This is a genomic window from Streptomyces oryzae (assembly GCF_017676365.1).
Lineage (GTDB): Bacteria > Actinomycetota > Actinomycetes > Streptomycetales > Streptomycetaceae > Streptomyces > Streptomyces oryzae.
The window spans coordinates 50725-62791 of record NZ_JADKMA010000016.1; the positions used below are offsets into that span (position 1 = coordinate 50725).

Genomic DNA, 12067 nt, shown 5'->3' on the forward strand with positions numbered 1-12067 from the left:
GATGCCGCCGTCTCTGGACAACCCACTACCTCCTCAATGACCTGCCCGGCACCTGAGGGCCCGCGCCCATTGCGTGACCCGGCGACCGCCCACCTCGACGAGGACGAATCGACGAGGACGACGAGGGCACCGGCGAATGACGCGGCGTTACGGCGCGTATCGGGTCGTGCTCAATGAGCATCGCAGCTTCCGGGGCGGATGCCGTCTGGGATGCGGGGCCCGGCGATCTGCGGCTGCGCCGTGTGGACCTCCGGCTGCGTGCCCGCCGGCTTCATGATGCTCGGCGGCAAGTCCCGCAAGCCGCAGAAGCAGGCTGATCCTTTCGGTCTTCCCTTTGAGGGCATCCGCCATGACCGAGGTCGCGGTGGGTGCCTGGACGCGTTCTTCAGGGCTCGGGTGCGGTGAGATACCGCTGGACCGTGGGTCCGAGCCAGTCCACGATCTCCTCGCGGCCGAGCGCCACGCTCGCCGGAAACCGCAGCACGTAGCGCGTCAGCGCGAGCCCCAGCACGGTCGAGACGCACAGTGCAGCCCGCGCCTGCGCCTGCTCCGGCTCGTGGCCCAGTCGGCGGGCCAGCGGGATCATCTGCTCGCGCAGCACGCTCTGCATGCGATCGGCAGCGGCCGGGTCGGTGGCGCCGACCCGCATCAGCACGGCGAGCTCCCCGTTCTCCTCCCACAGAGTGAGGAAGTGGCGCACCAGCGTACGGCCGATCTCCTCGCGCGGTTCGAGGGACAGGCCCGGCAACCCGGGATCGATCGCGACGGCCTCCGCGAACAGGCCCGCCTTGTTGCCGTAGTAGCGCATCACCATCGACGGGTCGATCTTCGCGTCACGCGCGATGGCCCGGATGGTCGCCTTCTCGTAGCCGTCCGCCACGAACCGCTCGCGGGCCGCGGCGAGGATCGCGGCGCGGGTGGCGTCGGAACGCCGTGCGGCCTGCTGGTCCTCCGTGGTGCCGGTCATGCCAACAACGTAGACCAACAGGTGTTGACAGTCCAGAGCTGCGGCTCTACGTTTGCCAACAACGTTGGCCAACGATGTTGACCAACAAGCGTTGGCAAGTTCGTGGTAGCTGGAGGCATTGGTGTCACCAGCGATGCCCTCGTGTGACCGTCAGATCCCCTCGTTCCACAGACAGCGAGCGTCGTGAGCGTCGCCGGACCCAGTACGGCGGTGGGCCGGCCTCAGTGCCGCGGGGCAACCGACAGCGAGAGGAAGTACCGGAAATGGCCAAGTTGCAGAGTCTCGACCCGAATACGCCGATGTTCGCGCAGTTCGAGGAGAAGACCGGACCCATCGTCCTGGCCAACACCTTCGTCGTCCCGAAGGAGAGAACTGAAGCGTTCCTGGCCCGCTTTGGAGGCAGGCGGAGTTCATGAAGGCTCAGCCGGGATTCGTCTCCCTGCAGATGCACAAGGGAACGGCGGACAGCCGGCTTCTGATGAACGTCGCGGTCTGGGAGTCGACCGAGGCGCTCCCCACGGCGTTCGGCAGTCCGGAGTTCCAGCGCATGGCGGCCGAGTTCAGCGACGACATCGTGTCGTACCCGCACATATTCGAGCAGATCAACGTATGACACGGCAGCTGCAGCCAGAGAGGGCGGCCGGAGAAGCCCTGCCCTCCCCCCCCCCCGGGGAAGTCACGCATCCATGCACCATGCCGGGTCGCCAAGGCCGGGCTCGAAGCCGGCCGCGCCTTGCGCCCCACCACGCGTGGCCCGGTCCCTGAAGGAGGAGTCACCATGCCCGTGGAACTGAATCACACCATCGTCCCCGCCCGTGACCCGCAAGCCTCGGCGCAGTTCCTGGCCGGCATCCTCGGCCTGAGTGTCGATCCGCCGGTGGCACACTTCACGCCGGTCACGCTGGCCAACCAGGTCAGTCTGGACTACGACCAGCTGGACGACTTCGAGCCACACCACTACGCGTTCATAGTCAGCGAGCAGGAGTTCGACGCCGCCCTCGCCCGCATCCAGCGCGGCGGGATCACCCACTACGGCGATCCTGCATGCCAAGAGATCGGGCAGATCTATCGCAGCAAGCACACCATGGGCCGCAGGGGCGCCTACTTCCGCGACCCCGACGGACATCTCATGGAAATCCTCACCCCGGGCGGCGCCGGGTCGTGAGGCCGATAGCGGCCCAGCGGATCACGGCTTCACTCATGGCGGCGGGATCGCGGCACAACCGGCATCGGCGAAGACGAACCGGCAGGCCGGCGCGGTCAGAGACCGCGTAAGGCGATCTTGCCCCCACCCGCGCCGGTCCGCGTCATCTGGCACGTCATCGACCGCCCCCGCTATGCCCGCCGCATCCGCCGCTGAACCCCTGCCCCACCCCAGCTGAACGTCAAAGGAGAAGAACCATGTCGCTGAAGAACGTCAACACCGTCCTGGCCACCGTCTGCGCCGTGTTCGTCCTCTACCTCGGGTTGTCCTTCATCCTGGCCCCGGAGGCCTCCACTCGGGGCGTTGGCCTGCCGACCTGGCCCGCCGGGAACGGCGACGGTTTCCTCATCATGAAGGGCACCCGCGAATTCGCGATGGGCCTGGTCATCGGCATCCTCCTGCTGACGGGCCACCGCCGCGCCCTGGGCTGGGTCCTGCTGATGGAGGCCGTCGCCCCGTTGGGCGACATGATCAACGTCTTGACCCACCATGGCCCCCTCGCCGCCGCGTTCGGCATCCACGGCCTGACCTCGGCGCTGATCGCGATCACCGGCCTGCTGACCCTCCGGGAGACCAGTAAGGCTCACAAGGCCACCGCCCCGGCGCCCGCCGCACAGCCCGCCTGACAGCTGCATGCCCCCAAGGGGTGGCCCGGCCACATGGCCGGACCACCCCCATCCGTCAGCGACCGCCGAGAAGGGTCAGACAGACGATCTTCTTCCAGCCGGCGGCGGCATGACAGCTGGCGCGGCCTGCTGCGCCGCAGCGGCCACGGCCACCTGAACTGGCTGGTATTGGGCACGGGCGCCGCGGTCACCACCATGCCGCTCATCACCCGCGCCACCACGGAAACGAGATTCGACCCGGTTGAGTCGAACCGGCCCCGCACTCGCTCTCACTCAACGGGTGGGTTTGCCGGCACTTCTGAGAATTGTTCGTGACAGCATCCGGTGCTATGACGGGCCCTCAAGGGCCTTCCCCGAGCGACTGTGACGGAGCGCTCTGGTTGGCCACTGAGCACGATAGCTGTCCATGCTGAGCATCACAGTTGGCCATGGACCCTGACCCGCGTGGATGCTCGTTTCGTGCCCGCCGACGTGAGTGTGATCTCCTCGCGGTGAGGTCTCGCTCCATGGGGTGGGGGTGAACCTTCCCCGCGGACTCCGGGGCATCCGTACCGGATCAGCATCAGCCCGCCGTCCCGCGGGGAATCCGGGCCCGGCGGGTCCTGATGTCGCGGGAGCAGAACACCGCGAGGGCCAGCACCGCCACTGGCCCGATCAGTCCGAGCGGCAAGTCGAGGAAGAGCGGGACCGCGGTGAAGAGGGCGAAGAGTGCTGCTGCCGTGAAGCCCACCCAGCGGATAAGGGCGCTCGAACGGGGCGTGAGCGCAGCCGCCAGCACCAGGGCGCCCACCAGGAGGAGGGTGTAGAAGCCCGCGGCGAGAGAGCTGCCCACGGTCCAGTAGCCGTGGCCGTAATAGCTGTCGGCGAAGGCGACCCGCACCGCCACGCCGTAGAGGACGAGCAGGACGGCCGGGAGGACGAACCGCTCCAGCGCCGTCAGGAACGCGCGCCAATCAGGCGGCTGCGCCAGGGGCTGGGCCGGGGGCTGCGCCGGTGGGTTCGCGTGCGCGCCGTCGGGGACGGTGCGCGCTGTCCTGGGCCGCGTTGGGCCGGGGCGGGTGCGGGTGCGGTGGTGGTACGGCAAGGTGTCCGGCTCGGGCGCCCGGCCGAGCCGCCACAGCGCCTGCGCGAGACCGGCGGCAGCCGCGTACCGCTGGCCGGGGTCCTTGCACAGCAGCGTCAGGACGAGATCGTCCCAGGCGGCGGGGATGCCGGGGAGCACCGTGCTGGGGGCAGGCGGTTCCTGGGTGAGGTGCGCGGAGAGATAACCGACGGTGTCGGGGGCCTGGAACGGCAGCCGCCCCGTGATCAGTTCGAAGAGCAGACAGCCCAGGGCGTACAGGTCGCTGCGCGGCTCCGGAAGGCCGCGCGCCTGTTCGGGCGCCATATACGGGGGCGTGCCCACGATGAAGCCGGTCCGCGTGAGACGGTCCCCGGTCATGCCGGGGTCGGCTGCCCGCGCGACGCCGAAGTCGAGCACCTTCACGTTCCCGGCGGGCGTGATGAGGATGTTGGAGGGCTTGATGTCCCGGTGCGTGATTCCGGCCGCGTGTGCCTCCGCCAGCGCCTCGGCTATCTGTGCGCCCCAGCGGGCCGCGTCGGACAGCGCGAGGGCGCCTCGCCGCAGCTTGGTGTCCAGGCCCTCACCGCGGACGAACTCCATCACCAGGAACGGGACCCTGTTGTCCGCGGGGCCGGTCTCGCCGAGATCGTGAATGGTGACGATATGGGCGTGCTGGAGCCGAGCGGTGATCCGTGCCTCGCGCAGGAACCGGGCCCGTGCCTCGTCACCGCGCCGCCCCCCGCCGGCGAGCAGCGAAATCACCTTGACGGCGACACGCCGGTGCAGCGTCTCATCCTGCGCCTCCCATACGTGCCCCATCCCTCCCTCACCGACCTGCCGCACCAACCGGTAGCGTTCACCAAGGAGTTGGCCCCGCACGGTGCTCCTCTCCGGTCTCAGCCATGTCCGCTCTCCGGCCGGCGGACCGGCACATGGCAATCATGCCGCGTCACCCCGGGCGGCACGTGCGATACCGGGGAACCTTACGGTTTGTGGGTCACCCAGAGCAGTTCAGCCGGCCAGCGGTGTGCCCAGTCGGGTGGGTCGGTTTCGTCGTAGCACGCTTCGAACCATGGGCTGGCGACGTTGAACACCAGGCGCCCGCCTCGGCCCAAGACGCGTGCGGCCTGCGGGACGGCCAGGCGCGGGGGCGCCCAGCTGAGCCCACCGAAGTCGCAGAACACCAGGTCGAAGCTGTCGGCGGCGAAGGGAAGTTGTTCGGCGGCGCCTTGCACTATCGGGTAGCGGGCCGATCCCATCGCGCAGGCCGCTGCGGCGAGTTGGGCTTCGGACAGGTCGAGCCCGACCACCGTGGCGCCCTCGGCGGCGAGCGCCCTGGACCACTGGCCGGCGCCGCAGCCGAGTTCGAGGACGCGCTTTCCGGTGACGTCGCCCAGGGCGTGCAGGTGCGCGTCGGGGATGGAGTACATGCCCCACAGCCGGGGTGTGGCGCCGATTTGCGGGTCGTGCTCGTGCTGGTAGGCGCTGCTGATCCGGTTCCAGAACCGCCGGTTGGCGGGGATGCTGTCCACGTGCCGACTCCAGCATTGCCTGCCGGGTCGGTCAACACGATGAGGGCACCGGCCGGCCCTCGCCTCGGTCCGGTCCTGGCTCGGCGCCGGACGGGCGGTCCGTCCCCGCGAGCGAGCTGTTCCCGGTCTCGTTCCATGCAGCGGCGCTCTCCCGCTTGATCGTGGGAATGTCGCAGCTGGTCGAGACCGGGAGGGCTCCGCGCCCCGCTCCTGCTGCTCGGGGCATGTCGCGTGTGATCGGCGAAGTCTCGATGAGTCTCCGTCGTACGGACGGAAAGATCCACTGAGACCTGGTCTGGTCGACGACGGGCATCGACGTCTTTGAGCCCTCGATACCTTGGCGTACGTTTCGCTGGAGAGAGGGCCAGAAGCATTATTCCGGCCTGTTTTGGAGCCGGCGAGCTTCAGTGAAGATCCGACTGGTCCTCGGTCAGTCGATGCCTTCGACGATGCGGAAGTCGCGCTCGACGCCGTCGGAGAGAGTGGCCAGGGCGTCCTGGTAGGCCGCACTCTCGCGTGCCGCGACGGCCTGCTCGAAGCTGTCGAACTCGATCAGGATGGTGCGCTCGGCGATTCCGGCGTCATGCGCCACGACCCGACCGCCACGGACGAGGACCCGGCCGCCCCCGGCCTCGACGGCCAGGCGGGCCAGCTTGTCGTAAGCAGCCAGCTTCTCAGGGTCCGAAATGGTGCGGTAGACACTGACCCAGTAGCCCTTGGGCATGGAACCTCCAGCGTGGGAATGAGCGCATCTGACTTACGGGCTTACGGGTTGGTCCCGGACAGGCGCCGACGGGCGAGAGCGAGGCTTGTCAGCGTCGTGAGCGCCATGGCGCCGACGCCGGCGAGCGCCGCGGTGGTGTAGGCGCTGTCGTCGGGGAAGAGGTGGCCGGGACCGGTGCCCGCGGCGAGGATCAGGCCGCCGATGGCGCTGCCCAGGGAGTACCCGACGCTGCGGACGACGTAGTTGAAGCTCATGGCGCTCGACGTCTCGCTCTTGGGGGTGACGGCCAGGATGACGCCGGGCATCGCGGCCGAGAAGCCACCGACGCCGAAGCCGAGCACGCCCATCGCCGCGAACAGTTCGGCCAGGTCCGACCGGGCCACCGCGAACAGGGCGAACCCGCCGCCGACCACGACGGCGCTGCCGGCCAGGAGCAGGGGGTCGGCGATCCGCTTCCGGACCCGCGGCGTGAGCTTGCCCGCGACGAACCCCAGCACCGAGAACGGGATGAGGACCAGCCCGGCGACGAAGGTCGTCAGCCCGAAGCCATAGCCGGCGCCGTGCGGCGTCTGCGCGTACCGGGTGATGAGCGTGAGCAGGAGGTACATGCCGATCCCGCCGACGAACATGGCGAGGTTCGCCCCGGCGACCGCCGGGTGCCGTACCGCCCGCACATCGACCAGGGGCGTCGTGCTGCGCAGTTCGATGACGGCCCAGACGCAGAGCAGCACCACCGCGACGACGGCGAGGCCCGCCGCCACGGCGAGGTGCCGGCTCCACAGATTCCGTTCGCCGGCGAGGAACAGCACCAGGAGCAGCGCAGCGGCCAGGACGACCGCGCCTGCCACGTCCACGTGGGCGGAGCGGCCTTCGGGGGCTTCGGGTATGGAGCGCCACACGGTCAGGAGGGCGGCGGCGGTGACGACCAGGCCGAGGCCGTAGGCGGCCCGTACCCCGCCGAGCTCGGCGAGCAGTGCGGCCAGCGGGTAGCCGACGCCGGCCCCGATGATCGAGACCACCGAGATCAGGGCGATCACGGCCGCGCTGCGCTCCTCGGGGAGGTGGTCCCGGGCCACGCCCATCATCAGCGCCGTCAGCCCGAGCCCGACGCCCTGGGCCGCCCTGCCGGCCAGCAGCCAAGCGAACGGCAGCGGCAGCACGGTGAGCGCGCTGCCGGCGACGACGACCGCCAGCGTGGCGAGGATCGTGGCCCGCCGGTGCGGGCCGGCTCCGAGCCGGCCCAGGACCGGCGTGGCGACGGCGCCGCTGAGCAGCGCGACGGTCAGCGTCCACTGCGCACTGCCGAGCGAGACGTGGAACGAGGTCGCCACGCTGGTGATGAGCGGCGCCCCGAGGCTGCCGACCGCCGCCACGACCAGAGCGATGAACATCAGCGCGTGGACCAGCAGCCGCGCCTCGGAACGCGCCACCGGGAACGCCTTCACCACGCCCCCGCCGACCGGCTGCCCGGTCACTGCTTCGGCCCTTCGCGGTCCTGGCTTTCGAGCTCTGCCAGATGCTTCAGCGCTGGAAGGGCCGCCACCAGCGCCTCGACCTCGTCGCCGGTGAGCTCACCGATCAACCGCTCGAACGCATGGACGCCCGCCTTGCGCCGCGTCCGGACATAGGAGGCGCCGGACTCGGTCAGGCACACCAGCGTGACCCGCTTGTCGGACGCGTCGCCCCGCCGCTCGACCAGGCCGGACTCCTCCATCCCCCGGACCAGGGCGGTCATCGCGGGCTGGGTGACGCCCTCGACCGCGGCCAGATCGGTGATGCGCCGCGGGCCGGTCCGGTCCAGCGTCGCCAGGGTGGCGGCGGACGTCAGGCTCATGTCCCGGGGCAGGCGTCTCACGGCCCTGGTGGCCAGACCGTAGAGGGCTGTCCCGATGGCGGCGGACGCGCCAGGAGCGGTGTCTTGACGACTCATGGCCAAAGCATAACATTTTTATATTCACCGTTTATGGAAATGAGTCGCCCGCGCCTCAGCCTGGGCTGTTCCTACGCCGAGGCTGACTTCGACCCGCTCAATTCGTCACTACGTCAGGTCACCTCAGGCGGGCGCGAGTTGCCGCACGGAGGCCATCGATGTCGGTGGGCCCCGCCATGATGTACGGGTGACGGATTCAGGTGGGGACTCGCTGGACCAGGACGAGCTCGTGATCCTTGTGCACGGCACCTTCGCCGGCGACAAGGACGGCAACGATGAGGGGTCGCGCTGGTGGCAGCGCGGCAGCGACACATGGAGGTGGCTGGAGAACAACCTCCCGGCAGGGGTGCGCCTTCCACACAGCGGCAGGCTGTTCCACTGGAGCGGTGCGAACACCCAGTCGGCGCGGCTGTCCGCCTCCATGGAACTGTTGGCGCTCCTCGTCGAACTGGAACGGAAAGGCCGCGCGTATCACCTGGTCGGGCACAGCCACGGTGGCTCGGTCATCTGGGAAGCCCTCCTGACCAGCCACGTCCTGCAGCGCGGGGGAACGCTGGCCGCCCACCTGTACTACCCCTTGGTGCGGCGAGGTGTCGTCACCGGTGACGTATCCAGTACCGATGTGACGGGGGACCGCTTCCTCGCCCAGAGATACCGGGAAGTGAGCCAGGAGCTGGAGCTCGGCCGCCTGCGGAGCTGGACGACGATTGGAACCCCCTTCCTGTGCCATCTGCCGCAGGGCGGTCTGCTGGCAACAGGGTGGCGTGAGGGGAAGTTCTCCTTGGCGGGCGCGGTGAGTCCCCGGGATGTCAAAGCCCCGCGATGGACGATGCTGGTCGCTGGCGTCTACATGCTGCTGGTGTTCTTCCCGAGCATGGTGTTGTCGCTCGCCTTCTCGTGGTTCGAGCTCTCGTGGATCATCCGCATGGTATGGCTGCTCCTGGCAGCCGCGGGGCTGAAGTACACATTCAGGGTCGCTGCTCGGGGAGAAGTCGCCCACGCGCTGATGATCCGTGCCAGGCTCGCCCGGTCCGCTTTCGCACGCTTCCACTCACGGTGGCTGGGCCTGTACGCGGCAACGGACGAAGCGATCAGCGGGCTCCGCACGCTGTGCCCGCCCGACGCCCCCGGCTACTCCCAGTTCTTCGTACCGCCCGCACAGCGCGAGGTGCCGCGGAAGCCGGCCGGCGCGTGGCCGCGCGTGCCCACGCTGCTGCGATTGAACGCTCCGCTGAAGCACATCGCGCTCGCTCCGCAGGCCTCGATGGGCTACGGGTACTACTTCTCCGGCTCCACCCCGACCGACGGCGCCTATGGCCTCATCAACAAATGGCTCATGCCGAGTGTCAACGCGGCGCTGGCCAAACGGCTGTTGCGCACCGGCCAGGGGTGCGATGTCCCGTACACCGATCTCGTCCATGTCTCGACGTGGCCCCTGCCCCTCGACGGGGGTGCCGCCGGACTGCCGGACCGCGTCAACACGGCACTGGAGACCAACGCCATGGCCCACGCGGGGTTGCTGGGCCTGGAGGTACGCCAGATGATCGCCCGCGCGGCCATGAACGGCAACCGGCTGACGGGAGTCGTCTCCGGCCGGCAGCCGCAGATCTCCACCAAGGCGCTGGTGCATACGTCATACTTCGACGACCACGACGTGCTGCGCATGATCCGCCACCACATAGCCACTTCCAGCCAGACCTGCCGGACGGAAGCAGCCGGAGCGGACGCGGCGGCAGACGTCCGGGAGTGGATAGCCGCAGCACAAGAGCGAGTTGCGGGCAAAGCGACGCAGGGAGGCGGCCGGAGCCTCCCGCGTTGACTCGCTCCTTGTCCAGACGTGTGAGCCGGGACGGGCGGGACGGTCGATACGGGCCGGAGCGGTCCGCGTTCGGGATCTGCTCCTTGGGAGCATCGTCCCCGGACACATGAACAGAACCGGCCTTGCCGCCCTTCAGGATCGAGCGCCCCTGCTTGGCGACCGCAGCAGCGACATCGCCGGCCTCACCTCTTGCACGCCGCTTCGGCGCCACCGCCATCGAACAGGCCGCCACCAGAGTCTTGTTCACGAGCGCGGTCCGGTCACCAGACGAGGGCTGAACCGCGCACCGGGCCATGGTGCCGGTGCCGGTCGTTGAGGGGGGCCGCATCGGCACTTCCTTTACGCACAGACGGCAGGGTGCGGGCGCTCTCGTCGAAAAAGGCCACGGCCACGCGCTTATTACCGGGTGGCAGCGTGCTCGGTCTGCGGCGACCAGCTCAAGCTGGGCGGGCGCGAGCGTAAGGGCGACGTACGAGTCAGTTTCGGGGTTAACCGGCTCGTGAATCGGAGCAGGCGGTCCTGGCTCGTAAACGAACTGAAGGAAAATGCTTACCTGTCACCACAAACGCTATGGTCAGCAAGTGTCGACCCCGCGCCCGCGGGGATGTTCCACCGACCGGCTCGGCGGGGGACACCCCAGGGACTTTTCAGGGACTTTCCGCCGTACAGAAGAGTAAGCCGGTGACAGAGCCGAAAGACGCCAATCACCTGGTCAGAGCCTTGGTACTCAGCACTCGATGACGTTCACCGCGAGCCCGCCCCGCGCGGTCTCCTTGTATTTGACCTTCATATCGGCGCCGGTGTCACGCATCGTTTTGATGGCTTTGTCGAGGGAGACGTGGTGGCGGCCGTCGCCGCGCAGCGACATGCGGGCGGCGGTGACGGCCTTGACGGCGGCCATGCCGTTGCGCTCGATGCAGGGGATCTGCACCAGGCCGCCGACCGGGTCGCAGGTGAGGCCGAGGTTGTGCTCGATGCCGATCTCCGCGGCGTTCTCCACCTGTTCGGGGCTGCCGCCGAGGATCTCGGCGAGGCCGCCGGCGGCCATGGAGCACGCCGAGCCCACCTCGCCCTGGCAGCCGACCTCGGCGCCGGAGATGGAGGCGTTCTGCTTGAAGAGCATGCCGATCGCGCCCGCGGCCAGCAGGAAGCGGACGACGGCGTCGTCGTCGGTGCCGGGCACGAAGTGGTGGGCGTAGTGCAGAACGGCGGGGATGATGCCGGCCGCGCCGTTGGTCGGTGCGGTCACCACGCGGCCGCCCGCCGCGTTCTCCTCGTTGACGGCCATGGCGTAGAGCGTCGTCCACTCCATGGCGTGCGCCTCCATCTGGCCCTCGGCGCGTAGCTGGCGGGCCGAGGTGGCGGCGCGGCGGCGGACCTTCAGACCGCCGGGCAGGATGCCCTCCTGGGACAGCCCGCGTGCCACGCAGTCCTTCATGACCTGCCAGATCTCCAGCAGCCCGGCGCGGATCTCGCCCTCGGTGCGCCACGCCTTCTCGTTCTCCAGCATCAGCCGGGAGACCGACAGCCCGGTCTCCCGGGTCAGGCGCAGCAGTTCGTCGCCGGTGCGGAAGGGGTGGCGCAGGACGGTGTCGTCCAGCTTGATGCGGTCCTCGCCGACGGCGTCCTCGTCGACGACGAAGCCGCCGCCCACCGAGTAGTAGGTCTTCTCCAGCAGCGGGGTGCCATCCTCGTCGTACGCGAAGAGGGTCATGCCGTTGGCGTGGTACGGCAGCGAGCGGCGCCGGTGCAGGATCAGCTGGGTGCGCTCCTCGAACGGGATCTCGTGGGCGTCCCCTATCTCGGCGGCCAGGAGGCGGAGCCTGCCCTGCTCGCGGATCCGCGCCACGCGCTCGTCGGCGGTCTCCACGTCGACGGTGCGCGGGGACTCGCCCTCCAGGCCCAGCAGTACGGCCTTGGGGGTGCCGTGTCCGTGGCCGGTCGCGCCGAGGGAGCCGAACAGTTCGGCACGTACGGAGGCGGTGTGTGCCAGCGCGCCCTCGTTCTTCAGCCGCCGCGCGAACATCCGGGCGGCCCGCATCGGGCCCACGGTGTGCGAGCTGGACGGGCCGATGCCGATCGAGAAGAGGTCGAAGACCGAGATTGCCATGGTGCGGCTCCTGCCCTGGTGGGGCCAGTGGGTTGCTTCTTGGTGCGGAGCGGATGTGCGTGCGGACCGATGCCGGGACGGGCCCGGATGGT

At 69.3% G+C, this 12067-nt stretch carries 12 protein-coding genes; 5 read left to right on the top strand and 7 right to left on the bottom strand.

The window, feature by feature from the left end; genetic code table 11:
* Positions 1–385: 385 nt before the first annotated feature.
* On the bottom strand, positions 386–967 hold the full coding sequence (locus ITI46_RS05425; protein WP_209238229.1) for a TetR/AcrR family transcriptional regulator: 582 nt from the start codon (positions 965–967) through the stop codon (positions 386–388).
* 263 nt (positions 968–1230) lie between these two features.
* On the opposite strand from ITI46_RS05425, the gene ITI46_RS34590 reads away from it, so the two are divergent.
* The 4 genes from ITI46_RS34590 (at position 1231) to ITI46_RS05440 (ending at position 2797) form a co-directional block, all read left to right on the top strand.
* The gene (locus ITI46_RS34590; RefSeq protein ID WP_247745509.1) at positions 1231–1383 is read left to right on the top strand and encodes a hypothetical protein; all 153 of its coding nucleotides are present in this window, start codon (positions 1231–1233) and stop codon (positions 1381–1383) included.
* On the top strand, positions 1380–1580 hold the full coding sequence (locus ITI46_RS34595; protein WP_247745510.1) for an antibiotic biosynthesis monooxygenase family protein: 201 nt from the start codon (positions 1380–1382) through the stop codon (positions 1578–1580). The genes ITI46_RS34590 and ITI46_RS34595 overlap by 4 nt, the downstream gene beginning before the upstream one ends.
* A 165-nt stretch (positions 1581–1745) precedes the next feature.
* Positions 1746–2132 carry a VOC family protein gene (locus ITI46_RS05435; RefSeq protein WP_209238230.1) on the top strand — a complete coding sequence of 129 codons (387 nt, stop codon included), beginning with the start codon at positions 1746–1748 and terminating at the stop codon, positions 2130–2132.
* A gap of 236 nt (positions 2133–2368) precedes the next feature.
* A complete protein-coding gene (locus ITI46_RS05440; protein ID WP_209238231.1) occupies positions 2369–2797 on the top strand; it encodes a DUF4267 domain-containing protein in 429 nt (142 codons plus the stop codon).
* 562 nt (positions 2798–3359) lie between these two features.
* On the opposite strand, the gene ITI46_RS05445 is transcribed toward ITI46_RS05440, so the two are convergent.
* The 5 genes from ITI46_RS05445 to ITI46_RS05465 all read right to left on the bottom strand — a co-directional run bounded on the left by ITI46_RS05445 (position 3360) and on the right by ITI46_RS05465 (position 7950).
* A complete protein-coding gene (locus ITI46_RS05445; protein ID WP_209238232.1) occupies positions 3360–4679 on the bottom strand; it encodes a serine/threonine-protein kinase in 1320 nt (439 codons plus the stop codon).
* Between the two features lie 164 nt (positions 4680–4843).
* Positions 4844–5392: a class I SAM-dependent methyltransferase gene (locus ITI46_RS05450; RefSeq protein ID WP_209238233.1), complete on the bottom strand. Its 549-nt coding sequence runs from the start codon at positions 5390–5392 to the stop codon at positions 4844–4846.
* Between the two features lie 430 nt (positions 5393–5822).
* A complete protein-coding gene (locus ITI46_RS05455; RefSeq protein ID WP_209238234.1) occupies positions 5823–6116 on the bottom strand; it encodes a DUF1330 domain-containing protein in 294 nt (97 codons plus the stop codon).
* Between the two features lie 41 nt (positions 6117–6157).
* Positions 6158–7591 carry an MFS transporter gene (locus tag ITI46_RS05460; protein WP_209238235.1) on the bottom strand — a complete coding sequence of 478 codons (1434 nt, stop codon included), beginning with the start codon at positions 7589–7591 and terminating at the stop codon, positions 6158–6160.
* The gene (locus ITI46_RS05465; RefSeq protein WP_209238239.1) at positions 7588–7950 is read right to left on the bottom strand and encodes a MarR family winged helix-turn-helix transcriptional regulator; all 363 of its coding nucleotides are present in this window, start codon (positions 7948–7950) and stop codon (positions 7588–7590) included. The genes ITI46_RS05460 and ITI46_RS05465 overlap by 4 nt, the downstream gene beginning before the upstream one ends.
* A 283-nt stretch (positions 7951–8233) precedes the next feature.
* Here ITI46_RS05465 and ITI46_RS05470 point away from each other — a divergent pair, with 283 nt between their 5' ends.
* Positions 8234–9865 carry a hypothetical protein gene (locus ITI46_RS05470; protein ID WP_209238236.1) on the top strand — a complete coding sequence of 544 codons (1632 nt, stop codon included), beginning with the start codon at positions 8234–8236 and terminating at the stop codon, positions 9863–9865.
* A gap of 727 nt (positions 9866–10592) precedes the next feature.
* Here the strand turns inward: ITI46_RS05470 and ITI46_RS05475 are convergent.
* Positions 10593–11975, bottom strand: coding sequence for an L-serine ammonia-lyase (locus tag ITI46_RS05475; protein WP_209238237.1), 1383 nt, complete (start codon positions 11973–11975; stop codon positions 10593–10595).
* Positions 11976–12067: the final 92 nt, after the last annotated feature.

Excerpts from the sequence above, each read along its gene's own strand:
- ITI46_RS05425 (WP_209238229.1), bottom strand. The coding sequence starts at position 967 with ATGACCGGCACCACGGAGGACCAGCAGGCCGCACGGCGTTCCGACGCC.
- ITI46_RS34590 (WP_247745509.1), top strand. The coding sequence starts at position 1,231 with ATGGCCAAGTTGCAGAGTCTCGACCCGAATACGCCGATGTTCGCGCAG.
- ITI46_RS34595 (WP_247745510.1), top strand. The coding sequence starts at position 1,380 with ATGAAGGCTCAGCCGGGATTCGTCTCCCTGCAGATGCACAAGGGAACG.
- ITI46_RS05435 (WP_209238230.1), top strand. The coding sequence starts at position 1,746 with ATGCCCGTGGAACTGAATCACACCATCGTCCCCGCCCGTGACCCGCAA.
- ITI46_RS05440 (WP_209238231.1), top strand. The coding sequence starts at position 2,369 with ATGTCGCTGAAGAACGTCAACACCGTCCTGGCCACCGTCTGCGCCGTG.
- ITI46_RS05445 (WP_209238232.1), bottom strand. The coding sequence starts at position 4,679 with ATGGGGCACGTATGGGAGGCGCAGGATGAGACGCTGCACCGGCGTGTC.
- ITI46_RS05455 (WP_209238234.1), bottom strand. The coding sequence starts at position 6,116 with ATGCCCAAGGGCTACTGGGTCAGTGTCTACCGCACCATTTCGGACCCT.
- ITI46_RS05465 (WP_209238239.1), bottom strand. The coding sequence starts at position 7,950 with ATGAGCCTGACGTCCGCCGCCACCCTGGCGACGCTGGACCGGACCGGC.
- ITI46_RS05475 (WP_209238237.1), bottom strand. The coding sequence starts at position 11,975 with ATGGCAATCTCGGTCTTCGACCTCTTCTCGATCGGCATCGGCCCGTCC.